Annotated in this window: 20 protein-coding genes; 15 read left to right on the top strand and 5 right to left on the bottom strand. The window is 32.6% G+C overall.

Annotation, left to right across the window (positions count from 1 at the left end):
* Nucleotides 1-129 precede the first annotated feature (129 nt).
* Together EL082_RS08945 and EL082_RS08940 are read left to right on the top strand one after the other, a co-directional pair.
* Nucleotides 130-1032, top strand: a complete 903-nt coding sequence (locus tag EL082_RS08945; RefSeq protein WP_002450792.1) for a fumarylacetoacetate hydrolase family protein — start codon at nucleotides 130-132, stop codon at nucleotides 1030-1032.
* Nucleotides 1033-1155: 123 nt separating this feature from the next.
* Complete coding sequence (locus EL082_RS08940; protein ID WP_002467064.1) at nucleotides 1156-1557, top strand: YisL family protein; 402 nt, start codon at nucleotides 1156-1158, stop codon at nucleotides 1555-1557.
* 82 nt (nucleotides 1558-1639) lie between these two features.
* On the opposite strand, the gene EL082_RS08935 is transcribed toward EL082_RS08940, so the two are convergent.
* Both EL082_RS08935 and EL082_RS08930 read right to left on the bottom strand, forming a co-directional pair.
* Entirely contained in the window at nucleotides 1640-2956 is a 1317-nt protein-coding gene (locus EL082_RS08935) for a CoA-disulfide reductase (RefSeq protein ID WP_002467063.1), read from the bottom strand.
* 75 nt (nucleotides 2957-3031) lie between these two features.
* Nucleotides 3032-3856: a Cof-type HAD-IIB family hydrolase gene (locus EL082_RS08930; protein WP_015365222.1), complete on the bottom strand. Its 825-nt coding sequence runs from the start codon at nucleotides 3854-3856 to the stop codon at nucleotides 3032-3034.
* A 113-nt stretch (nucleotides 3857-3969) separates the two neighbouring features.
* Between EL082_RS08930 and EL082_RS08925 the strand changes: the two genes are divergently transcribed.
* The 3 genes from EL082_RS08925 to clpB all read left to right on the top strand — a co-directional run bounded on the left by EL082_RS08925 (nucleotide 3970) and on the right by clpB (nucleotide 9559).
* Nucleotides 3970-4278: a metal-sulfur cluster assembly factor gene (locus EL082_RS08925; RefSeq protein WP_002450788.1), complete on the top strand. Its 309-nt coding sequence runs from the start codon at nucleotides 3970-3972 to the stop codon at nucleotides 4276-4278.
* A 494-nt stretch (nucleotides 4279-4772) separates the two neighbouring features.
* A complete protein-coding gene (locus EL082_RS08920) occupies nucleotides 4773-6575 on the top strand; it encodes an acyltransferase family protein (protein ID WP_103286261.1) in 1803 nt (600 codons plus the stop codon).
* A gap of 377 nt (nucleotides 6576-6952) precedes the next feature.
* Nucleotides 6953-9559 (top strand): ATP-dependent chaperone ClpB, encoded by a 2607-nt coding sequence (gene clpB / locus EL082_RS08915; protein ID WP_019235848.1) that lies wholly within the window; start codon nucleotides 6953-6955, stop codon nucleotides 9557-9559.
* A 179-nt stretch (nucleotides 9560-9738) separates the two neighbouring features.
* Here the strand turns inward: clpB and EL082_RS08910 are convergent, their stop codons facing one another.
* Nucleotides 9739-9930, bottom strand: a complete 192-nt coding sequence (locus EL082_RS08910) for a YjzD family protein (RefSeq protein WP_002450785.1) — start codon at nucleotides 9928-9930, stop codon at nucleotides 9739-9741.
* Between the two features lie 314 nt (nucleotides 9931-10244).
* On the opposite strand from EL082_RS08910, the gene EL082_RS08905 reads away from it, so the two are divergent.
* Nucleotides 10245-11186 carry a beta-ketoacyl-ACP synthase III gene (locus tag EL082_RS08905; RefSeq protein ID WP_103286262.1) on the top strand — a complete coding sequence of 314 codons (942 nt, stop codon included), beginning with the start codon at nucleotides 10245-10247 and terminating at the stop codon, nucleotides 11184-11186.
* Nucleotides 11187-11197: 11 nt separating this feature from the next.
* Nucleotides 11198-12439 (top strand): beta-ketoacyl-ACP synthase II, encoded by a 1242-nt coding sequence (fabF, locus tag EL082_RS08900; RefSeq protein WP_002450783.1) that lies wholly within the window; start codon nucleotides 11198-11200, stop codon nucleotides 12437-12439.
* Nucleotides 12440-12483: 44 nt separating this feature from the next.
* Here the strand turns inward: fabF and EL082_RS08895 are convergent, their stop codons facing one another.
* Nucleotides 12484-12864 (bottom strand): DUF3899 domain-containing protein, encoded by a 381-nt coding sequence (locus tag EL082_RS08895; RefSeq protein ID WP_031463933.1) that lies wholly within the window; start codon nucleotides 12862-12864, stop codon nucleotides 12484-12486.
* Between the two features lie 201 nt (nucleotides 12865-13065).
* Between EL082_RS08895 and opp3b the strand changes: the two genes are divergently transcribed.
* Genes opp3b through EL082_RS08870 form a run of 5 tightly spaced genes read left to right on the top strand, consistent with a single transcriptional unit; the run spans nucleotide 13066 to nucleotide 18755 of the window.
* Nucleotides 13066-13992 carry an oligopeptide ABC transporter permease gene (gene opp3b / locus EL082_RS08890; RefSeq protein ID WP_002467196.1) on the top strand — a complete coding sequence of 309 codons (927 nt, stop codon included), beginning with the start codon at nucleotides 13066-13068 and terminating at the stop codon, nucleotides 13990-13992.
* Nucleotides 13992-15050 (top strand): oligopeptide ABC transporter permease, encoded by a 1059-nt coding sequence (gene opp3C / locus EL082_RS08885; protein ID WP_103286263.1) that lies wholly within the window; start codon nucleotides 13992-13994, stop codon nucleotides 15048-15050. Before opp3b ends, opp3C begins: the two co-directional genes overlap by 1 nt.
* Nucleotides 15051-15065: 15 nt before the next feature.
* A complete protein-coding gene (locus tag EL082_RS08880; RefSeq protein ID WP_002467197.1) occupies nucleotides 15066-16145 on the top strand; it encodes an ABC transporter ATP-binding protein in 1080 nt (359 codons plus the stop codon).
* Nucleotides 16138-17079: an ABC transporter ATP-binding protein gene (locus EL082_RS08875; protein ID WP_015365219.1), complete on the top strand. Its 942-nt coding sequence runs from the start codon at nucleotides 16138-16140 to the stop codon at nucleotides 17077-17079. The genes EL082_RS08880 and EL082_RS08875 overlap by 8 nt, the downstream gene beginning before the upstream one ends.
* Before the next feature lie 20 nt (nucleotides 17080-17099).
* The gene (locus EL082_RS08870; RefSeq protein ID WP_002465602.1) at nucleotides 17100-18755 is read left to right on the top strand and encodes a peptide ABC transporter substrate-binding protein; all 1656 of its coding nucleotides are present in this window, start codon (nucleotides 17100-17102) and stop codon (nucleotides 18753-18755) included.
* Nucleotides 18756-18813: 58 nt separating this feature from the next.
* On the opposite strand, the gene trpS is transcribed toward EL082_RS08870, so the two are convergent.
* Nucleotides 18814-19803 carry a tryptophan--tRNA ligase gene (gene trpS, locus EL082_RS08865; RefSeq protein ID WP_002465641.1) on the bottom strand — a complete coding sequence of 330 codons (990 nt, stop codon included), beginning with the start codon at nucleotides 19801-19803 and terminating at the stop codon, nucleotides 18814-18816.
* A 286-nt stretch (nucleotides 19804-20089) separates the two neighbouring features.
* On the opposite strand from trpS, the gene spxA reads away from it, so the two are divergent.
* From spxA to EL082_RS08850, 3 genes are all read left to right on the top strand, one after another.
* Nucleotides 20090-20485: a transcriptional regulator SpxA gene (gene spxA, locus EL082_RS08860; RefSeq protein ID WP_002450775.1), complete on the top strand. Its 396-nt coding sequence runs from the start codon at nucleotides 20090-20092 to the stop codon at nucleotides 20483-20485.
* 260 nt (nucleotides 20486-20745) lie between these two features.
* Nucleotides 20746-21465, top strand: coding sequence for an adaptor protein MecA (gene mecA, locus EL082_RS08855; RefSeq protein ID WP_002465643.1), 720 nt, complete (start codon nucleotides 20746-20748; stop codon nucleotides 21463-21465).
* A 117-nt stretch (nucleotides 21466-21582) separates the two neighbouring features.
* Nucleotides 21583-22569 carry a competence protein CoiA gene (locus tag EL082_RS08850; RefSeq protein WP_002465630.1) on the top strand — a complete coding sequence of 329 codons (987 nt, stop codon included), beginning with the start codon at nucleotides 21583-21585 and terminating at the stop codon, nucleotides 22567-22569.
* Nucleotides 22570-22589: the final 20 nt, after the last annotated feature.

Below are 22589 nucleotides of genomic sequence, written 5' to 3'. Positions count from 1 at the left end.
TAGCCATCCTAATAAAGTATGATAACCAATCTGTAGAAACTTTCTTAATTTTCTTACTTATATATTTGTTATTTCATGCTTATTATAGTTATAATATGTATTAAGATATAGATGAGGAGTTGATTATGAATGAAATTTTTATCATTCAAGCATAATGACAGAACTTCATACGGTGTTAAAGTTAAACGTGAAGATGCTGTTTGGGATTTAACATTAGTATTTGCTGATTTTGCGGAAAGTGATTTTCATCCAAAAACATTATTAGCAGGTTTACAACAAAACCAAACGTTAGATTTCCAAGAACAAGTACGTAAAGCAGTTGTTGCTGCAGAAGATAGTGGTAAAGCTGAAGATTATAAAATTTCATTTAATGATATTGAGTTTTTACCACCAGTTACCCCACCGAATAACGTTATTGCATTCGGTCGTAACTATGAAGACCATGCAAGTGAATTGAACCATGAAGTACAACGTTTATACGTATTTACTAAAGCTGCGTCATCATTAACAGGTGATAGTGCTACAATTCCAAATCATAAAGATATTACAGATCAATTAGACTATGAAGGGGAATTAGGTATTGTCATTGGTAAATCTGGTGAGAAAATTCCTAAAGCGCTAGCATTAGACTATGTTTATGGTTATACAATTATTAATGATATTACAGACCGTAACGCCCAAAATAATCATGACCAAGCATTTTTATCTAAAAGTTTAACTGGCGGTTGCCCAATGGGACCATATATCGTTACGAAGGATGAACTTCCTACTCCTGAAAATGTTAACATTGTAACAAAAGTTAATAATGAAATTCGTCAAGATGGTAATTCTGGTGAAATGATCTTAAAAATTGACGAATTAATCGAAGAAATTTCTAAATATGTTGCTTTACATCCTGGTGATATTATTGCGACTGGTACGCCAGCTGGTGTGGGTGCAGGTATGCAACCACCACAATTCTTACAACCAGGTGACGAAGTAAAAGTAACAATTGATAATATTGGTACTTTAACAACTTATATTTCAAAATAATTGATGAAATTGTATTATTTTAAATAACAAGGTAGCTATCTTGAAGTAATTAAACTTCAATGATAGCTACCACTTTTATGTTATGATAATTAAAGTAAATATATTAGTGGGGGGGACATTGTCTTGTTACATGTTCATATTTTAAGTTGGGTATTAGCAATTATTTTATTTATTGCTACATACTTAAACATTTCAAAAGTACAAGGAGCATCACCATATTTTAAACCTTTACAAATGTTGCTAAGATTATTTATGGTATTAGCGCTTATTTCTGGATTCTGGGAATTAATTAAAGAATTCGCAGCAGCAAGCCATGGTGAAGGTGGCAATCATATGCTACTTACATTGAAAATGCTTTGTGGCTTGGGTGTATTAGCATTGATGGAAGTTTCGATTGCTAAGAGAAAGAAACATGAAAATAGTGATAAATTATTCTGGATGACAATTGCATTAATTATCGTAACAATTGCAATCGGTATCATTCTTCCTTGGGGACCAATTAGTAAGATGTTCGGTTTAGGATAATAAGGTATAAACCATGTTTATGTAAGAAAATAAAGCAAGTCGATTCAATCTAATCATTGAATCGACTTGCTTTTTACTTTATTTATTGTGCTTTGTAACCAATCATATTGATTAAATCTTTAGGATGACTATATGGTGGAGCGTAGGCAACTTCGAATTCTGTTAATTCATCAACTGTTATATTATTTTGCATCGCCATTGATAAAACATCAATTCGTTTATCTACGCCTTCTTGACCAACTGCAGCTGCACGTATGATTACTCTTGTTTCTTCATCATAATAAACTCTTAAATGTAAGGGTGTATTACCTGGGTAATAACCTGCATGTGCACCTTGCTTCGTTTCAACCATTTTATAATTAAAGTGAGATAACTCATCAGGTTTGACGCCAACACTAGCAAATGTATAATTAAAGAATTTTACAATATTTGCGCCAAGATAACCTTTAAATTTGATATTGCTTTTTCCAACAAGTTGTTCTGCGATTATACTGGCAGCACGATGAGCACCCCAAGCAAGAGGTACATTAGCTTTTAAGTCAACATGTCTATAATGGGATGAGATTACATCGCCTAATGCATAGATATTATGAATATTTGTTTGGAAATAATCATTAACCGGTATAAAACCCTTGTCATCAATTTGGATATTAGATGACTTAATAAATTCAGAATTAGGTTTTGTACCGATACCTTCAATGATGATATCGAACTGTTCTTTCTTACCAGATTTGAATGAAACGTCATGACCATTGATATCAGTGATTTCTTCATTTAAACGATACTCAATATGTTTTTCTTCTAGTTCTTCAAAGATAGGTTGATTCATATCTTGATCCATTAATTTATTTACTTGTTCGGAGCGATGAATAAGTGTGATATCTAATCCACGTTGATATAAATTTTCAAGTACTTCAAGCGAAATATAGCCGGCACCTACAATAAGTGCTTTATGAACGTCATGAGTATCAATATATTCATTAATTGCATCAGTATCTTCTAAATTTCTTAAAGTAAAGGCCATGTCAGTATTAAAGTTAAGTCGATTGGCACTGCAACCAGGACTAAGTATTAAATAATCATAGTGTTCTTCAAATGTTTCGTCACTAGTTCTATTTTTCACAGTAACAGTTTGACGCGTATCATTAACTGCTATGACTTCATGATATGTTTTTACATTAATTTGCTTTTTATCATAAAAGGATTCAGGTGTATATGCTAAAACTTTCTCTCTTTCAGTGATTGTATCGCTCAAATAATAAGGTAAAGCACAATTTGCAAAGCTCATATCTCTATCTTTTTCAAATACAGTAATCTCACTACTTTGATCTAAACGTCTAATTTGGCTAGCACAAGTAGCACCACCTGCTACAGCACCAACTACAACAATTTTACTCATTTGACAACCTCCTTATATCATAAAAATGCTGAGATAGTATCGTGTCACCATCTCAGATTGATTTAACATCTCGTTCTATGAATAATAACGGATATTTAAATTAAAGAAGTCATTTAAATATCTACCAATACCATCATCGTTGTTACTAAATGTAGTTTCATTTGCTATATCTTTTAGTTCTTGTAAACCATTATCCATAGCAACACCATGTTGTGCGTATTTAATCATTTCAATATCATTATCTTCGTCACCGAAAGCAATAATATGTTGTGGATCAATATTTAAAAACTGTCTGACTTGTTCAATACCACGCGCTTTATTAATGCCACGTTTAACGATTTCTATCACTGGGAAAGGCGCGCCCCAACGACGATGTTCTATATTTTCAGCATAAAAATGAGTTAATTTATCTTTTATTTCTGGAATTTTACTTTCTTCTGCTTCTACTAAAAGTGATGTAGGTGCTTCATTAAGTTGTTCAAGTAAGTTACCAGTTTGTATTCTCGGATTCCCCATAGAGAACCCTTCAAATAAGCGTGGATCATGATTATTGATAAAAACATAATCTTTTACTTCTGCAATGATATTAGTCACTTGAAATTGTTGTAACTTTTCAATGATATTTTTTGACATATCAATGTCTAATACTTCATGTATTGTTTTGAATTCATCAGATTTAGGATGATGTACATAAGCACCATTAAAATTCACAACCGGTGTATCCATGTTTAACTCATGATAATATATTTGGCTCGCTCGATAAGGACGTCCAGTCGCTATCATAATGGAGTGACCACGTTGTTGTAATTCAGTTAACACTTGTTTCGTATAATTCGAAATTTCTTTATTATCATTTAATAATGTTCCATCTAAGTCTAAGCAAATTAAATAAGGTTGCATAAATATCTCCTTATGTCGTTTTAATATATTGTAGTTGTATCATAGCATTTTATTGGCGTTTTGTCGGATATTTGATATATTAGTATAAAGATAAATATAGAGAGGTGATACTAATGGAAGAGGCGTTAAAAGATAGTATCCTAGGGGCTCTAGAAATGGTAATCGACCCTGAATTAGGCATTGATATTGTTAATTTAGGTTTAGTATATAAAGTTGATGTGGATGATGAAGGACTTTGTACTGTTGAGATGACATTAACTTCTATGGGTTGTCCTTTAGGACCGCAAATTATCGAACAAATTAAAACTGTTTTAGCAGAGATTCCAGAAATTCAAGATACTGAAGTAAACATTGTATGGAGTCCACCATGGAATAAAGACATGATGTCTAGATATGCAAAAATTGCACTAGGCGTTGGATAATCTTTATGACAAAGAATAAGAATGGTCATGTAGTTTAATGCACGAATCGTGTATAGGATACTATGTGCCATTCTTTTTTATTTTTGAGACGTATGGCCATTCATATATAAGTCAAAATCTAACGTATTATTCCTAAATATAAAAAAATTCTTTGGAAAATTATCAGAAAAACAAATCGTCATTAAAAATATAGTATTCATTTAGTATTTAAATTGAATTTATATTACGATTGTATTACAATATTTAAGACTGATTGTAACTAGAACACAATAAATTTAAGTTGTGAATAAATTGTCAGAAGAGTAATCTTAGTCAATCTTTACAGATTATTAAAGTTAAATCTGTTTTGAAAATATTGATTTATACATTTTGTTAGACATACATATCTCTTTTAACTTAAGACTCGAATGACGTATTTATACAGATTAATCATATTATTAATAAATCTGTTTTAAACGAAATTCGAAATGACTCTATGGGGAAGAAAGTGAAATATGGAAAAGGAATATAAAAGAACTAAAACTAGGGGTAAGCGATTAAGATATATGCCTGGTTTAGATGGATTAAGGACGATAGCCGTTATCGGCATTATCATTTACCATCTAAATAAGCAATGGTTGACAGGCGGCTTTTTGGGTGTAGATACATTTTTTGTAATTTCAGGTTATTTAATCACAAGTTTATTATTAAAAGAGTATGAAGAAACGGGTATCATTAATTTAAAGAATTTCTGGTTACGTCGATTAAAGCGTCTAGTACCAGCAGTATTAGTTTTATTATTAGTAGTAGGTATAGCCACATTACTATTCAAATCTGAAGATATAGTTAGAGTGAAACATGATATTATAGCTGCTATATTCTATGTATCAAATTGGTGGTATATAGCTAAAGATGTTAACTACTTTGAACAGTTCTCATTCATGCCATTAAAACATCTTTGGTCGTTAGCGATAGAGGAACAATTTTATTTATTTTTCCCTGTCGTTTTAATTACATTATTGCTAACTATAAAGAAATATCGCAATATTACATTAATTTTTTGGATTATTTCATTATTATCACTCATGCTAATGATTGTGATTTCACAACCACATCTTAATCATTCTAGAGTGTATTTTGGAACTGATACGAGACTACAAACATTATTATTAGGTGTGATTTTAGCTTTCTTATGGCCACCATTTAAGCTAAAGGCTGAACCACCTAAAGTGTTACAGCGAGCGATAGACGGCGTAGGATTATTTGGACTGGCCTTTTTAATCTTATTGTTCTTTACAGTTCAAGATGAAAGCGACTGGATATATGATGGTGGATTTTATATTATTTCTGCTATGACGTTGTTGATAATCGCAAGTGTTGTTCATCCATCTACATTAGTATCGAAGTTATTAGGTAATCCATTATTTGTTTATATCGGTAAACGTTCATATAGTTTATATTTATGGCATTTCCCTATTATTAGCTTTGTACATAGTCATTTTATTGCAGGTCAAATTCCATTCTATGTTTACATTGTGGATATTATTTTAACAGTATTATGTGCTGAAGCTTCTTATAGATATATCGAAACACCATTTAGAAAAGAAGGTTTAAAGGCATTTACGTTGAAACGTAAATACAAACCTGCACTTATAAGAACGATTGCAATTATGATATGTATCATTCCATTTGCATTTATTATGGGTGGTGCGTTTGATGGTTTAGGAAAAGATAAAATCGATCAAAAATCAAATTCATTTAATACTGATTTAGAAGATAAATATTTAATAAGAATGATTCCAATAGATAAAATTGGCCAAAAAAATAGTAAGGACACAGATGTGTATACTGATATTAGTCCATTGTTAATCGGTGATTCGGTAATGGTAGATATTGGTGAGAACTTTAAAGATAGGGTACCTAAAGCTAAAATTGATGGTAAGGTTGGTCGTAATTTGTATCAAGCTATTCCACTAGTAGAAGCTAATTATAAACAATATAATAAAAAAACAGACCAAGTTATTTTAGAATTAGGTACTAATGGAGATTTTAATAAAAAGCAACTTGATGATTTAATTAATAAATTTGGAGATGCGCAAGTATATTTGGTCAATACTAGAGTACCAAGAGGGTACGAGGATCATGTCAATAAACTAATGGCAGATGCAGCTAAAGAAAAAAGTAATGTAACATTAATCGATTGGTATAAAAGATCAGAAGGACATACAGAATACTTTGCGCCAGATGGCATACATTTAGAACATAGTGGTGTAGAAGCCTTAACAGATGAAATTTTAAGTAAGATTAAAAAGAAATAATCATCCAACAAATTAATAAATCAAACTAATCATACGTGTTTGACTTTACTAAAATATATTGAATGGTGAATAAATTTATAAAGAAAGCCCGAGATAAATAGATATCTCGGGTTATTTTCTATTATTTAACGAAACAGTTAAATATAGTTATTAATGCTTTGTTTGTTGTTTGAATTATTGGGAAATAGAATAATAAAAGGTTTGATTCATCACATTTGATATTAAAAATAAACCTAAAAAATATTACAAAAAACAAGCTTAAGTTGTTGATAATTTATTAGAAGGGGACTATAATATAGTTAAGGTCAAAGAAAGTCAAAGTCAAATCGAAATTTTTTTACCTTTGACCGACTCTAAAATAATAGAGGTGAAAACAATTGGATATCAATAAAATGACATATGCTATACAAGGTTCATTACAAAGAGCCATTGAGTATAGTAAAGAATTTGAATTACAAAATATCGAAATTGAAGCAATTTTAAAAGCGACATTAAATGAAAGTGAAAGTTTAATTAAGAGTGTTCTAGAACGTGCAAATATTGATGTAGAAGAACTAGAAAAAGCTTATGATAATAAATTAAAAGCTTATCCAACTGTACAAGGAGATAATGTACAGTATGGTCAATATATAAGTGCAAAAGCGAATGAATTGATGAATAAATCTGAAACATATATGAATGAATATGATGATGAATTTATTTCAATGGAACATGTACTTCGTGCAGCAATGGACATTGATCAAACTACACAAAACTTTATAGGTAATAAAACTGAAGTGGTTAAAGAAATTATTAATAAAATAAGAGGGGGAAATCATGTGACTAGTCAGAACCCAGAAGTAAATTATGAAGCATTAGAAAAATATGGACGTGACTTAGTAGAAGAGGTACGTCAAGGTAAAATGGATCCGGTCATTGGCCGTGATGAAGAAATTCGTAACACAATTCGTATATTAAGTCGTAAAACAAAAAACAATCCAGTGCTAATTGGTGAACCAGGTGTTGGTAAAACAGCGATTGTCGAAGGATTAGCACAACGTATTGTTAAAAAGGACGTACCGGAATCATTATTAGATAAAACCATTTTCGAACTTGATTTAAGTGCATTGGTTGCAGGTGCCAAATTTAGAGGTGAATTCGAAGAGCGCTTAAAAGCAGTACTTAAAGAAGTTAAGGAATCTGATGGTAGAATTATATTATTTATAGATGAAATTCATATGTTAGTAGGTGCTGGTAAAACAGATGGCGCAATGGATGCCGGAAATATGTTGAAACCAATGTTAGCACGTGGTGAATTACATTGTATTGGTGCTACAACATTAAATGAATATAGAGAATATATCGAAAAAGATTCAGCTTTAGAACGTCGTTTCCAAAAAGTGGGTGTCAGTGAACCTGATGTAGAAGATACAATATCTATTCTACGTGGCTTGAAAGAGCGCTATGAAGTGTATCATGGTGTACGTATTCAAGACCGTGCATTAGTTGCAGCAGCAGAACTTTCCGACAGATATATTACTGATAGATTTTTACCTGATAAAGCCATTGACTTGGTTGACCAAGCATGTGCCACTATACGTACTGAAATGGGTTCAAATCCAACTGAATTAGACCAAGTTAATCGACGTGTAATGCAATTAGAAATTGAAGAAAGTGCATTGAAAAATGAATCTGACAACGCTAGTAAACAACGTTTAGAAGAACTTCAAGAAGAATTATCAAATGAAAAAGAAAAACAAGCGTCATTACAATCACGTGTAGAACAAGAAAAAGAAAAAATTGCGAAACTACAAGAAAAACGTGCAGAATTAGATGAAAGTAGAAAAGCTTTAGAAGACGCACAAACTAATAATAATCTAGAAAAAGCAGCAGAATTACAATATGGTAAAATACCTCAATTAGAAAAAGAATTAAAAGAATTAGAAGACGTTTTCCAAGATGAACAAGGCGAAGATAATGATAGAATGATTCGTGAAATTGTATCTGATGAAGAAATTGGTGATATCGTTAGTCAATGGACTGGTATCCCAGTTTCTAAATTAGTTGAAACAGAAAGAGAAAAATTACTTCACTTAGGTGACATTCTTCATAAACGTGTGGTTGGACAAGATAAAGCTGTAGACTTAGTATCAGACGCAGTTGTACGTGCAAGAGCAGGTATTAAAGATCCGAATAGACCTATCGGTAGTTTCCTATTCTTAGGACCTACAGGTGTAGGTAAAACAGAATTAGCTAAATCATTAGCAGCGTCATTATTTGATTCTGAAAAACATATGATACGCATTGACATGAGTGAGTACATGGAGAAACATGCAGTGTCTAGATTAATTGGTGCCCCTCCAGGCTATGTAGGTCATGATGAAGGTGGTCAATTAACTGAAGCAGTTAGAAGAAATCCTTATTCAGTCATCTTACTTGATGAAGTAGAGAAAGCGCATAGCGATGTGTTCAATGTGTTACTTCAAATATTAGATGAAGGTCGATTGACTGATTCTAAAGGTAGAAGTGTGGACTTTAAAAATACAATTATTATCATGACTAGTAATATCGGTTCACAAGTCCTATTAGAACAAGTTTCAGAAACAGGAGATATAAGTGAATCAACTGAAAAAGCGGTCATGGATAGTTTGCATGCTTACTTCAAACCTGAAATTTTAAACCGTATGGATGATATTGTGTTATTCAAACCATTATCAGTAAACGATATGAGTATGATTGTCGATAAAATATTAGGTCAATTGAATATGAGATTAGTTGATCAAAGAATTACCATTGAAGTAACTGACGAAGCGAAAAAATGGTTAGGTGAAGAAGCTTATGAACCTCAATTTGGTGCACGTCCATTGAAACGATTTGTACAAAGACAAATTGAGACACCATTAGCTCGTATGATGATTAAAGAAAACTTACCAGAAGGTACTAAAATAAATGTAGATCTTAATAATGATAACGAATTAACATTTGACGTGACTAAACCAGAATAATCGTGTTAATTCACAACAAACAACAGGCTAGAAGAGCAATTCTAGCCTGTTGTTTTGTTTGTATTGGAAGATAAACAAAACAAAGCTGGTAGCGACTATTTTAAAGTGCGCTACCAGCTTTTTGTAATTAATAACAAATGCCTCATTGTTACTAGAAATGACCATTTGTTTAATATTTATTATTCGTATTGTTCTGACGTGCTTTTTGGACTTATAGTAGCAGCTAAGATAGCAACTGCTACAGTAAAGATAACAGCCATGATGATTGGTGATACGACGTTTAACGCACCGCCACCATTTAAACTATTCAATACGAAATTGACCATTTGTAACAAGACTAATGCCCAAATAAATGTCATGAGGTATTTCATTGTATGTGACCTCCAATATAATATATACCTTTATTTTAATAGAAAAATACATGTTTGTATAGAGTGAATCAGAATGTAGTATGATATATAATCACTTTAACGATATATGATATCATTAATAAAATAATTATTGATTTCAGAGATATGGTTTGATTAGTATTAAGCAAATGCAAATATAGGTTATCATAATAGAATCAATACTTTACTTTGTTTATCGATTAAATGATAAATAAAAGTGATATGCTTGAGTTTAAAAACAGTAATATGTTAAATTAATACCTGGTATTAAAAATTTATTAAGAAGGTGTACAACCATGGATGTGGGTATTAAAGGTTTCGGAGCTTATGCTCCAGAAAATATTGTAGACAATGCCTATTTTGAACAATTTTTAGAAACATCAGATGAATGGATTTCTAAAATGACAGGAATCAAAGAAAGACATTGGGCAAATGAAGATCAAGATACTTCAGATTTAGCTTATGAAGCAAGTATAAAAGCAATTAAAGATGCTGGTATTCAACCAGAAGATATAGATATGATTATTGTTGCGACAGCTACTGGAGATATGCCTTTTCCAAGTGTAGCGAATATATTACAAGAACGTTTAGGTACAGGTAAAGTGCCTACAATGGATCAACTTGCAGCATGTTCTGGATTTATGTATTCAATGATTACAGCTAAACAATATATTCAATCTGGAGATTATCACAATATTTTAGTTGTCGGTGCTGATAAATTATCTAAAATCACTGACTTAACAGATCGATCTACGGCTGTTTTATTCGGTGACGGTGCTGGAGCAGTTGTCATTGGCGAAGTATCAGAAGGTCGTGGTATTATTAGTTACGAAATGGGATCTGATGGAAGCGGTGGCAAATACTTATATTTAGATAAAGAAACTGGTAAATTAAAAATGAATGGACGAGAAGTATTTAAATTTGCAGTTAGAATTATGGGCGATGCGTCAACACGTGTTGTTGAAAAAGCAGGTTTAACTTCTGACGATATCGATTTATTTGTTCCTCATCAAGCTAATATAAGAATTATGGAATCAGCTCGTTTACGCTTAGGTATTGAACCAGAAAAAATGAGCGTATCTGTAAATAAATACGGTAATACATCTGCTGCATCAATACCATTAAGTATCAATCAAGAGCTTGAAAACGGTAAAATTAAAGATGACGATACTCTTGTCTTAGTAGGTTTCGGCGGAGGCCTGACTTGGGGTGCAATCGTTATCAAATGGGGAAAATAGGAGGATAACTAATGAGTGAAAATAATAGAGTTGTTATTACAGGTATCGGAGCCTTATCTCCAATCGGTAACGATGCTGAAACAACATGGCAGAATGCATTAAAAGGAGTTAATGGTATCGATACTATCACACGAATTGATACTGAAAATTATAATGTGCATCTGGCTGGTGAATTAAAAGATTTTAATATCGAAGACCACATTGATAAAAAAGAAGCACGTCGTATGGATAGATTTACTCAATATGCTGTGGTAGCGGCTAGAGAAGCGGTCAAAGATTCTCAATTAGATATCAAAGCTAATGCTAACCGTATTGGTGTATGGATTGGTTCTGGTATTGGCGGTATGGAAACATTTGAAACGGCGCATACACAATTGGTAGAACGTGGACCAAGACGTGTCAGCCCATTCTTTGTACCAATGTTAATTCCTGATATGGCTACAGGCCAAGTATCTATTGATTTAGGTGCTAAAGGACCAAGTGGTTCAACTGTTACAGCATGTGCAACAGGTACTAACTCAATTGGTGAAGCATTTAAGATTATCCAACGTGGTGATGCAGATGCAATGATTACTGGTGGTACTGAAGCACCGATTTCTCATATGGCTATTGCAGGATTTAGTGCAAGCCGTGCATTATCTACAAATAATGACAAAGAGACGGCATGTCGTCCATTCCAAGAAGGTAGAGATGGATTTGTTATGGGTGAAGGTGCAGGTATTGTGGTTGTAGAATCACTAGAATCTGCAAAAGCACGTGGTGCCAAAATTTATGCTGAAATTGTTGGTTACGGTACAACAGGCGATGCTTATCACATTACTGCACCAGCACCTGAAGGTGAAGGTGGTTCTAGAGCAATGCAAGCTGCATTAGATGATGCAGGTATTGAAGCAAAAGATATTCAATATTTAAATGCTCACGGTACAAGTACACCAGTAGGTGATTTATATGAAGTACAAGCCATTAAGAATACATTTGGCGATGCAGTCAATAATTTAAAAGTAAGTTCTACTAAATCAATGACTGGTCATTTATTAGGTGCTACTGGTGGTATTGAGGCAATCTTCTCTGCACTTTCAATTAGAGATTCAAAAATTGCACCAACGATTCACGCTGAAACACCAGACCCAGAATGTGATATAGATTATGTTCCGAATGAAGCACAAGACTTAGACATTACTCATGCAATGAGTAATAGTTTAGGATTCGGCGGACATAATGCAGTATTGATATTCAAAAAATTTGAAGATTAATAAATATAAAGCGCAAGTGTGAATTACATCGCACTTGCGCTTTTTTACATATTGAACGAAATAATTATTGTGATTAACACTAAAACTAAATGTATAAGCAGGTTAGGGAACACCCATGAGGAAATCATGTAGTGTTCTTTTTTGACGTGTTGAGGATTTAAAAAGCTATCATCTTCCATGCTACGTTTTCTTGAAGTAGAGGACATTTGATATTTTAAACGTCTAAATCCATAGCTTGTTACATCGAAGATACCTTCTTGAACTAATAAAATAATAAATAATATGATGAAAATCACTAATGAAACATAAAATAAGACATTGATGTACTCGACCCATGTATGTTTGGTCCATAACCAAAAAATAAAAGAAATAAATAGAGTTATTAGTAATGGATAGAGATAAAATTTAATTAATTTCAATAACATCACTCCGTATCGTATTGGTTTTAGTTTACAATAATCAACTTATTCTGAAAACAAAAAAATTCTATTTTATAAAATGATTGCTTTATTGCATTAACGCAAAACTATATTGATTTTGCATGTAAGTTATATATATAATACTAATAAAGTATTCTGAATATTTTGAAGGGATTGTCAATTGTGAAAAATAAATGGGGGGATTAGATGGGAAAATACATCCTTAAAAGATTAGGTTATATGTTTTTATCATTATTCATCATTATTACAATCACATTTTTCTTGATGAAAATGATGCCAGGTTCACCATTTAATGATGCAAAATTAAATGCTGATCAAAAAGCGATATTAAATGAGAAATATGGGTTAAATGACCCCGTCGCAGTACAGTACGTACATTATCTAAAAAATGTTGTGACAGGCGATTTTGGTTATTCATTCCAATACCATAATCAACCGGTATGGGAATTGATTAAGCCAAGATTAATACCATCATTTGAAATGGGATTAACGGCAATGATTATTGGTATTATCGTTGGACTCATTTTAGGAATTGCTGCAGCTACGAAACAAAATACCTGGGTAGATTACACAACGACTGTAATTTCAGTTATTGCAGTGTCTGTACCATCATTCGTATTAGCAGTTTTATTACAATATGTGTTTGCAGTACGTTTAAGATGGTTCCCAGTTGCAGGATGGGAAGGATTTTCTACAGCAGTGTTACCTTCACTCGCTTTATCTGCAGTAGTATTAGCAACAGTAGCCCGATACATACGAGCTGAAATGATTGAAGTATTAAGTTCAGATTATATTTTATTAGCACGAGCAAAAGGTAATTCAACGATGAGAGTGTTGTTCGGTCATGCGTTAAGAAACGCTTTGATACCCATCATTACGATATTAGTGCCAATGTTAGCAGGTATTTTAACTGGGACACTTACCATTGAGAATATCTTCGGAGTACCTGGATTAGGGGATCAATTCGTACGTTCGATTACTACAAACGATTTCTCAGTCATCATGGCGACAACGATTTTATTTAGTACATTATTTATCGTATCTATTTTTATCGTAGATATCTTATACGGCATTATAGATCCTAGAATTCGTGTTCAAGGAGGTAAAAAGTAATGACAGATAAAAGAAAGGATAAAGATTACTCAAATGCAACAATGTCACATACCTCTGAAGGGGCAATTTCTACGGATTTTGTATTAAGAGAATTAGATTTAAATCAAGAGCCAGAGCTACAACGTGAAAGTAAAAACTTCTGGCAAGATGCGTGGGCGCAATTAAAAAGTAATAAACTAGCTGTTGTTGGTATGATTGGACTCATTTTAATTGTGTTATTCGCATTTATTGGACCTTTAATGAATAACAGAGATTATGCAGAGCAAAATGTTGAACATCGAAATTTACCAGCTAAAATACCAGTGTTAGATAAAGTACCATTTTTACCATTTGATGGTAAGGGAACGGATGGTAAAGATGCATATAAAGAAGCACACGCCAAGGAAAACTATTGGTTTGGTACTGATCAATTAGGTCGTGACTTGTGGACAAGAACATGGAAAGGAACACAGATTTCACTATTCATTGGTATCGTTGCAGCGATATTAGATATTTTTATTGGTGTGACTTATGGTGCTATTTCAGGTTTCTTTGGTGGTCGAATTGATAATGTCATGCAAAGAATCCTAGAAGTTATTGCTTCAATTCCTAATCTAATTGTCGTTATTCTCTTTGTATTAATTTTTGAACCTTCGATTTGGACTATTATTATAGCGATGTCCATCACAGGTTGGTTAGGTATGAGTCGTGTTGTTAGAGGTGAATTCTTAAAATTAAAGAACCAAGAATTTGTACTCGCTTCTCAAACTTTAGGTGCATCAAAATTCAAACTTATATTCAAACATATTTTGCCTAATACATTAGGTGCAATTGTTTTTACATCTATGTTTACAGTACCAAGTGCTATTTTCTTTGAAGCATTTTTAAGTTTTATTGGTATTGGTGTACCAGCACCACAAACATCTTTAGGATCACTCGTCAACGATGGACGTGCAATGTTATTAATTCATCCACATGAATTATTTATACCAGCAATCATTTTAAGTTTATTAATCTTATTTTTCTATCTATTCAGTGATGGATTACGTGATGCATTCGATCCGAAGATGCGTAAATAAAGGAGGGGCATGTATATGACAGAGAGAATTTTAGAAGTCAACGACTTGCATGTTTCATTTGATATTTCTGCAGGTGAAGTTCAAGCTGTCCGAGGCGTAGACTTTTACCTGAATAAAGGAGAAACATTAGCAATTGTTGGAGAATCAGGTTCAGGTAAATCAGTTACGACTAAGGCAATCACAAAGTTATTCCAAGGGGATGCAGGTCGTATTAAACAGGGAGAAATTAACTTTTTAGGGGAAAATCTTGCGAATAAAAGTGAAAAAGAATTAATTAAATTACGAGGTAGAGATATCTCAATGATATTTCAAGATCCAATGACATCTTTAAACCCAACGATGCAAATTGGCAAACAAGTTATGGAACCATTAATTAAACATAAAAATCTAAGTAAATCTGAAGCTAAACAACGCGCATTAGAAATTTTAAATCTAGTTGGATTGCCAAACGCTGAAAAGCGTTTTAAAGCATACCCACATCAATTTTCAGGTGGTCAAAGACAAAGAATTGTTATCGCAACAGCACTAGCATGTGAACCCAAAGTATTAATCGCTGACGAACCGACGACAGCACTTGATGTAACAATGCAAGCTCAAATATTAGATTTGATGAAGGAACTTCAACAGAAAATTAATACTTCAATTATTTTTATTACACATGATTTAGGTGTCGTAGCAAATATTGCTGATAGAGTAGCCGTTATGTATGGCGGACAAATGATTGAAACAGGTAATGTTGATGAAATATTTTATGGTCCGAAACATCCTTATACTTGGGGATTATTATCATCCATGCCAGATTTAACTACGAGTAATGATACAGACTTAATTGCAATTCCTGGAACACCACCAGATTTATTACATCCACCGGTAGGAGATGCATTTGCTAGACGAAGTCAGTATGCATTAGATATTGATTTTAAAGAAGAAGCACCGTGGTTTAAAGTATCGCCTACTCATTTTGTTAAGTCATGGTTATTAGATGAAAGAGCACCCAAAGTTGAACCACCATTAGCAGTTCAAAAGCGCTTTAAAACATTACCTAACCAATATGAACAACCCATCAAAGTAGAGAGGGTGGCGTTTAATGATTAACCAAAAAAAGAAATTAGTAGAAGTGAAACATTTAAAACAATATTTTAACCAAGGTAAAAAGAACGAAGTTAGAGCAATTGAAGATATTTCGTTTGATATTTATAAAGGTGAAACTTTAGGTTTAGTTGGAGAATCAGGTTGTGGTAAATCAACTACAGGTAAAGCTATCATTAAATTAAATGATATTACTAGTGGAGAAATTATTTATGATGGTACGGATATACATAATATTCGTAAACGCCAAGATATGTTGAAATTCAACAAGAAGATTCAAATGATCTTTCAAGATCCCTATGCGTCTTTAAACCCACGTCTAAAAGTGATGGACATTGTTGGAGAAGGCATAGATATTCATCATTTAGCCACTGATAAACGTAATCGTAAGAAGCGTGTATATGATGCATTAGAAACAGTAGGGTTAAGTAAGGAACATGCGAACCGTTATCCTCATGAATTTTCAGGTGGACAACGTCAACGTATAGGTATAGCAAGGGCATTAGCAGTAGAACCAGAATTTATTATTGCTGATGAGCCGATTTCAGCATTAGACGTTTCCATACAAGCACAAGTCGTCAATATAATGTTACGACTACAAAGAGAAAAAGGGATTACGTTCTTATTTATTGCACATGATTTATCAATGGTTAAATATATTTCAGACAGAATAGCTGTGATGCATTTTGGAAAAATTGTTGAACTCGGACCTGCAGATGATATATATAATCATCCTTTACATGACTATACGAAGTCATTATTATCAGCGATTCCTCAACCTGATCCAGACGTTGAAAGACAAAGAAAACGGATTACATATGAAGCAAGCAATGCAGATGATCAAAATAGACAATTGCACGAGATTCGACCAGAACACTTTGTCTTTGCAACTGAAGCGGAAGCAGAAAAATTAAAACAGCATGTTAATACAGCAGGATAATCAAAGGGAGGGGGATACGTATGAGAAAATGGATAACACTGATTGCGATTTTTATCATTTCATTAAGCACCTTATCAGGTTGCAGTAACAGTAAAAGTTTATATTCAGATGAAGGTCAAGTATTTAGAAAAGTTATACCACAAGATATGACGACTTTAGATACGACATTGATTACTGAAGCTGTATCAGGTGATATTGCGGGTCAAGCATTTGAAGGGCTATATACAATGGATAAACATGATAAAGCAGAGCCAGCTGTTGCAACATCATTACCTAAGAAAAGTAATGATGGAAAAACACTAACTATTAATTTAAGAAAAGACGCAAAATGGAGTAATGGAGATCCAGTTACTGCGAATGACTTTGTTTTTGCTTGGAGAAAAGTAGTAGACCCTAAAACAGGTTCAGAATTTGCGTATATTATGAGCGATATTAAAAATGCCGATCAAGTTAATGCTGGTAAAAAGCCGGTTAAGGATTTAGGTATCAAAGCACTAAATAAATATAAACTACAAGTTAAATTGGAAAGACCGGTGCCATATATCAATGAGTTGTTGGCATTAAATACATTTGATCCTCAAAATGAAAAAGTGGCTAAAAAATATGGCAAAGCATATGGTACTACTGCTGATAAAGCAGTTTACAATGGACCATTCAAAGTAGTGAACTGGCAAGTTGAAGATAAAATCCAATTAGTAAAGAATAAAGATTACTGGGATAAAAAACATGTAAAACTAGATAAGGTTCAATATAAAGTGTTAAAAGATGGACAGGCAGGTACGTCCCTTTACGAAACTAATTCAGTTGACGATACCTTAGTTTCTTCAGAACAAGCGGATAAATATAAAGATTCTCCATCTTTTAATAAGCGTTTAACAGCAGGAACATTTTTCATTAAAATGAATCAAAAAAATAAGCCGGAATTTAAAAATAAGAATTTGAGAAAGGCTATTGCAAAATCTATTGATAAGGAAACTTATGTAAATTCAACACTTAATAATGGCTCTACGGTATCTAATAAATTTACTGCAACTGGGACAGCTAAGACGCCTGAGGGTAAAGATTTTGCTAGTACAGTGAAATCACCATTAAATTTTGACAAAAAAGATGCAAAAAATAATTGGAAAAAAGCGCAAAAAGAATTAGGTAAGAAAAATGTAACATTTACTTTAAATGTAGAAGATACGCCGGGAGCAAAAATTTCTGCTGAATATATAAAATCTCAAATTGAAAATAATTTGCCTGGCGTAGAAATGAAAGTCAAACAAATGCCTTTCAAACAAAAAACCAACCTAGAACTTGCAGGTGACTTTGAGGCAACATATTCAGGTTGGGTACCAGATTATCCAGATCCAACGGCTTTTTTACAAATAATGACTACAGGAAATCCGCAAAACAACACTGACTGGAGTAACAAAGAATACGATAAGCTAATAAAAGATGCCAATGGTAAATTGCTTCAAAATGAAGATGAAAGAAATGCAACACTTCAAAAAGCAGAAGAAATTTTACTAAATGATGCACCTGTTGCACCAATTTATCAAAAAGGAGAGGCGCATCTAACAAATCCTCAAGTAAAAGGATTGGTATACCATAAGGTAGGTCCAGATACTACATTAAAAGATGTATATATCGATAAATCGATTGATAGAGAAACTGGTAAAAAGAAAAAATAATATAATAAAAAAGCACTGAGGTTGTGTAACCTCAGTGCTTTTTCGTATAGTGAATCGATTATCTTTTACGGCCAAGACCCATAGCTTTTTCCATTTTTTTCAATGTTTTAAATGAGGCTTGATGTGCCTTTTCTCTACCTTTATCTAAAATATCATCTAGTTCATCAGAGTTATAAAATGCGTCGTATTTTTCTTGGAAGTCAACTAGGAATGATTTAACTATTTCAGCTAAATCACCTTTGAATTTTCCGTAACCTTCTCCCTCATATTTCGCTTCGATATCTTTAATAGGTTCGTTAGTTAAACCAGAATAGATTGAAAGTAAATTAGAAACCCCTGGTTTATTATCACGGTCAAACTTAATAATACCATCTGAATCAGTAACAGCACTTTTAATTTTTTTAGCTGCTACATTTGGTTCGTCTAATAATGAAATGAAGTTCTTTTGATTATCATCACTTTTACTCATCTTTTTAGTAGGGTCTTGTAAACTCATCACACGACCACCTACTTTTGGCATACGGATTTCTGGTTTAATTAATACGTCATTATAACGACTATTAAATCTATCTACCAAATTACGTGTCAATTCCATATGTTGTTTTTGATCTTCACCAACAGGAACAATATTAGTATTATAAATAACTATATCAGCTGCCATTAATGGTGGATAAGTAAGTAATCCAGCTGGGACGCCATCAGTTCGTTTTTGAGCTTTATCTTTAAATTGTGTCATACGTTCTAATTCACCAATTGAAGCTATTGTAGTGAGCATCCATCCTGCTTGAACATGTGCAGGGACTTCAGACTGAATGAATAGGGTAGATTTGTCAGGATCAATACCTGAAGCTAGATATATTGCTGCGAGTTGTCTAATTTGTTTGCGTAATTTCAAACGGTCTTGAGGTACAGTGATTGCATGTTGATCAACAATACAGAAGAAACAATCATAATCATTTTGTATTTCTTCAAATTGTTTTAATGCACCTATATAGTTACCAATTGTTGGTATACCGCTTGGTTGAATGCCTGAAAATAATGTTTCCATATTAGATGCCTACTTTCTCAAATATTATTTATCTCTCATTATAACAGTATTTCTTTAAATTGTAAGTTGTGTTAAAATGAATGTATATCTAAGTATTAAATAGTTTGTGAGATAATTTTGAATAATTTCAAGATTTCTCAGAAAAATTAGGATTTTCTCATTTAATTTTAATGTTAGATGGTTATAATATATATTGTAAGGTTAAGAAAGCAAATAACAATCATTTCTTTAATCTATAACTAATTTAAAATTAATGAATGAATCCATTTATAGGAGAGTGAGATGTATGGTAACATTATTTACTTCACCAAGTTGCACATCTTGCCGTAAAGCGAAAGCATGGTTACAAGAACATGACATTCCATATACGGAGCGTAACATTTTTTCTGAACATTTAACAATCGATGAAATTAAATTAATATTAAAAATGACTGAAGACGGAACTGATGAAATTATTTCTACTCGTTCTAAAACATACCAAAAATTGAATGTTGATATTGATTCTTTACCATTACAAGATTTATATTCAATTATTCAAGATAATCCAGGTTTATTACGTCGCCCAATCATTTTAGACGATAAACGTTTACAAGTAGGTTATAACGAGGATGAAATCAGACGTTTCTTACCAAGAAAAGTCCGTACGTTCCAATTACAAGAAGCTCAACGTTTGGTTGACTAATAACTTTAATAACTATGTGATTTTATCACTTTACTAAAAGATATTAAGACAACACTATTGTTAAATGGTGTTGTCTTTTGTGTATTTTTTAAAATAAATCATGAACAAATGCGCTGTTTTTTAGCATTAAAATAGGGAATATGTTAATATAAGAAGCCATCTTAAGAATAGTTAAATTTAATCAAACAAATAGATTGTAATTTGAGTCACGTTCTAATACAATATGGTTACTATTCATCGACTGTAAGGAGTGAGATGATATGAGAATAGAACGCGTTGATGATACAACAGTTAAATTGTTTATAACATATAGCGACATAGAAGCTCGTGGTTTTAGTCGTGAAGATTTATGGACTAACCGCAAACGCGGTGAAGAATTCTTCTGGTCAATGATGGATGAAATTAATGAAGAAGAAGATTTTGTCGTTGAAGGACCACTATGGATTCAAGTACATGCCTTTGAAAAGGGCGTGGAAGTGACTATTTCTAAGTCTAAAAATGAAGATGCCATGAATATGGCTGAAGATGGTAATTTTGATCAATTTGATGACCAAGTAAATGAACTTCTAGCTCAAACGCTTGAAAGCGAAGATAATATCGAAAATATATTTGAACAACGTAATCAACAAAAGAAAGCGCAACAAGAACAATCTCAAAGACAACGCAAACAAGCCAATATTCGTACAGTGATTGTAAAATTTGAGGATTTAGAACAAGTCATTAATTATGCATATCACAATAATCAAAGTGCTGATGAGTTTGAAGATTTACTTTATATGATTGACTCACAATATTACTATGCTATTCATTTTGATGACACGGTCGATCAAGAGACAATTAATGATAGTTATAGTCAATTATTAGAATTTGCATACCCAACTGATAAAACAGAAGTATATTTAAATGATTATGGTAAGATTATAATGAGCCATAACGTTACTTCACAAGTGCGTCGTTACTTTACTGACGCAACTGAATAAATTTAATAGATTGATAAACGAGACATGTGGATGTCTCGTTTTTTTATGGTTAATGCAAGGGTCAAGTTACACAAGTAAATTGAAAGTTTGCTTCGTTGAAATATATGAGGTGAACCGATGTTAGTAGCTATAAATGAAAATCATGAATGTGTGTTAGCAAAGCAAGCAATAAAGAATCAGAATTATTTCTGTCCACATTGTAAATCAAAAGTGATTTTAAAAATTGGAACGAAAGTAATAGCACATTTTGCACATGTGAATCCTTGTAAGATATGGCGTTCAAAAGGGGAAAGTGCTTTGCATTATCAAACAAAATACAAAATTGCCTCCATGTTAAAAAGGTTGAATTTTAAAGTTGAAGTTGAACCATATTATGAGAATATACAACAGTTTCCTGATATTGTTGTTAATTCATCATTTGCGATTGAGGTACAATTTTCTAACATTCCGTTGTCTGAAATTCAAAAGCGTACCGCAGGGCTAATGAGTGTCGGACTTAGACCATTTTGGATTATCGAAGATATCAAATACAGAAACGGTAAATTGACATTAAATGATCATCAAGCCAGTTTTATAAATGCGACCCATAGGTCTTTGTATACATGGCAAGAAAAGTTTTGCCAATTAATCAGATATTCAAATATCCAGCATCTAGGAGGGCGGCAATTTCTTGCAAAAAGAGACATAGTTGAAGATATGACAATATTACTGACAGAAAAAAGACATAAAAACATGGTATGTTATAAATTAGGCGAAAGCCTTATAAATAGATATATCCAACATTGCCGTCGTAAGAATTCTGTATTAGAACCAACTCTAAGCGCTATGTATCAATTGCAACTCAATGACAAGCAAGTCATTCAACAGTTTGGCATTATTATCCCACTACAAATTTATATCAAACCCCATCCAATTGAATGGCAGCTACAACTTCGACTTTTAGAAATTCATGACGAATTGACGATTGCGAATATAGGGGCAGTGATTAAGTTGCGAGATTTTGCATATCATCATTACAGCAAATCAAAACTGTTAAATAAAATAATAGAACAGTATCAAAATGCACGAAAATTGAATTGTAATGACGTGCAAATTATCTATTAAAATGAGAAAATTAAGTTATT

This window comes from Staphylococcus warneri, from assembly GCF_900636385.1.
In the GTDB taxonomy this organism is placed as follows: Bacteria; Bacillota; Bacilli; order Staphylococcales; family Staphylococcaceae; genus Staphylococcus; species Staphylococcus warneri.
This window is presented reverse-complemented; position numbering and strand designations above follow the sequence as displayed.

Bases quoted from the DNA above. Each gene is read 5' to 3' on its own strand.
- mecA (WP_002465643.1), top strand. From the start codon at position 20,746: ATGAGAATAGAACGCGTTGATGATACAACAGTTAAATTGTTTATAACA.
- EL082_RS08905 (WP_103286262.1), top strand. From the start codon at position 10,245: ATGGATGTGGGTATTAAAGGTTTCGGAGCTTATGCTCCAGAAAATATT.
- EL082_RS08935 (WP_002467063.1), bottom strand. From the start codon at position 2,956: ATGAGTAAAATTGTTGTAGTTGGTGCTGTAGCAGGTGGTGCTACTTGT.
- opp3b (WP_002467196.1), top strand. From the start codon at position 13,066: ATGGGAAAATACATCCTTAAAAGATTAGGTTATATGTTTTTATCATTA.
- opp3C (WP_103286263.1), top strand. From the start codon at position 13,992: ATGACAGATAAAAGAAAGGATAAAGATTACTCAAATGCAACAATGTCA.
- EL082_RS08945 (WP_002450792.1), top strand. From the start codon at position 130: ATGAAATTTTTATCATTCAAGCATAATGACAGAACTTCATACGGTGTT.
- EL082_RS08930 (WP_015365222.1), bottom strand. From the start codon at position 3,856: ATGCAACCTTATTTAATTTGCTTAGACTTAGATGGAACATTATTAAAT.
- EL082_RS08850 (WP_002465630.1), top strand. From the start codon at position 21,583: ATGTTAGTAGCTATAAATGAAAATCATGAATGTGTGTTAGCAAAGCAA.
- spxA (WP_002450775.1), top strand. From the start codon at position 20,090: ATGGTAACATTATTTACTTCACCAAGTTGCACATCTTGCCGTAAAGCG.
- EL082_RS08895 (WP_031463933.1), bottom strand. From the start codon at position 12,864: ATGTTATTGAAATTAATTAAATTTTATCTCTATCCATTACTAATAACT.
- EL082_RS08925 (WP_002450788.1), top strand. From the start codon at position 3,970: ATGGAAGAGGCGTTAAAAGATAGTATCCTAGGGGCTCTAGAAATGGTA.
- trpS (WP_002465641.1), bottom strand. From the start codon at position 19,803: ATGGAAACATTATTTTCAGGCATTCAACCAAGCGGTATACCAACAATT.
- fabF (WP_002450783.1), top strand. From the start codon at position 11,198: ATGAGTGAAAATAATAGAGTTGTTATTACAGGTATCGGAGCCTTATCT.
- EL082_RS08875 (WP_015365219.1), top strand. From the start codon at position 16,138: ATGATTAACCAAAAAAAGAAATTAGTAGAAGTGAAACATTTAAAACAA.
- EL082_RS08920 (WP_103286261.1), top strand. From the start codon at position 4,773: ATGGAAAAGGAATATAAAAGAACTAAAACTAGGGGTAAGCGATTAAGA.
- EL082_RS08910 (WP_002450785.1), bottom strand. From the start codon at position 9,930: ATGAAATACCTCATGACATTTATTTGGGCATTAGTCTTGTTACAAATG.
- EL082_RS08880 (WP_002467197.1), top strand. From the start codon at position 15,066: ATGACAGAGAGAATTTTAGAAGTCAACGACTTGCATGTTTCATTTGAT.
- EL082_RS08870 (WP_002465602.1), top strand. From the start codon at position 17,100: ATGAGAAAATGGATAACACTGATTGCGATTTTTATCATTTCATTAAGC.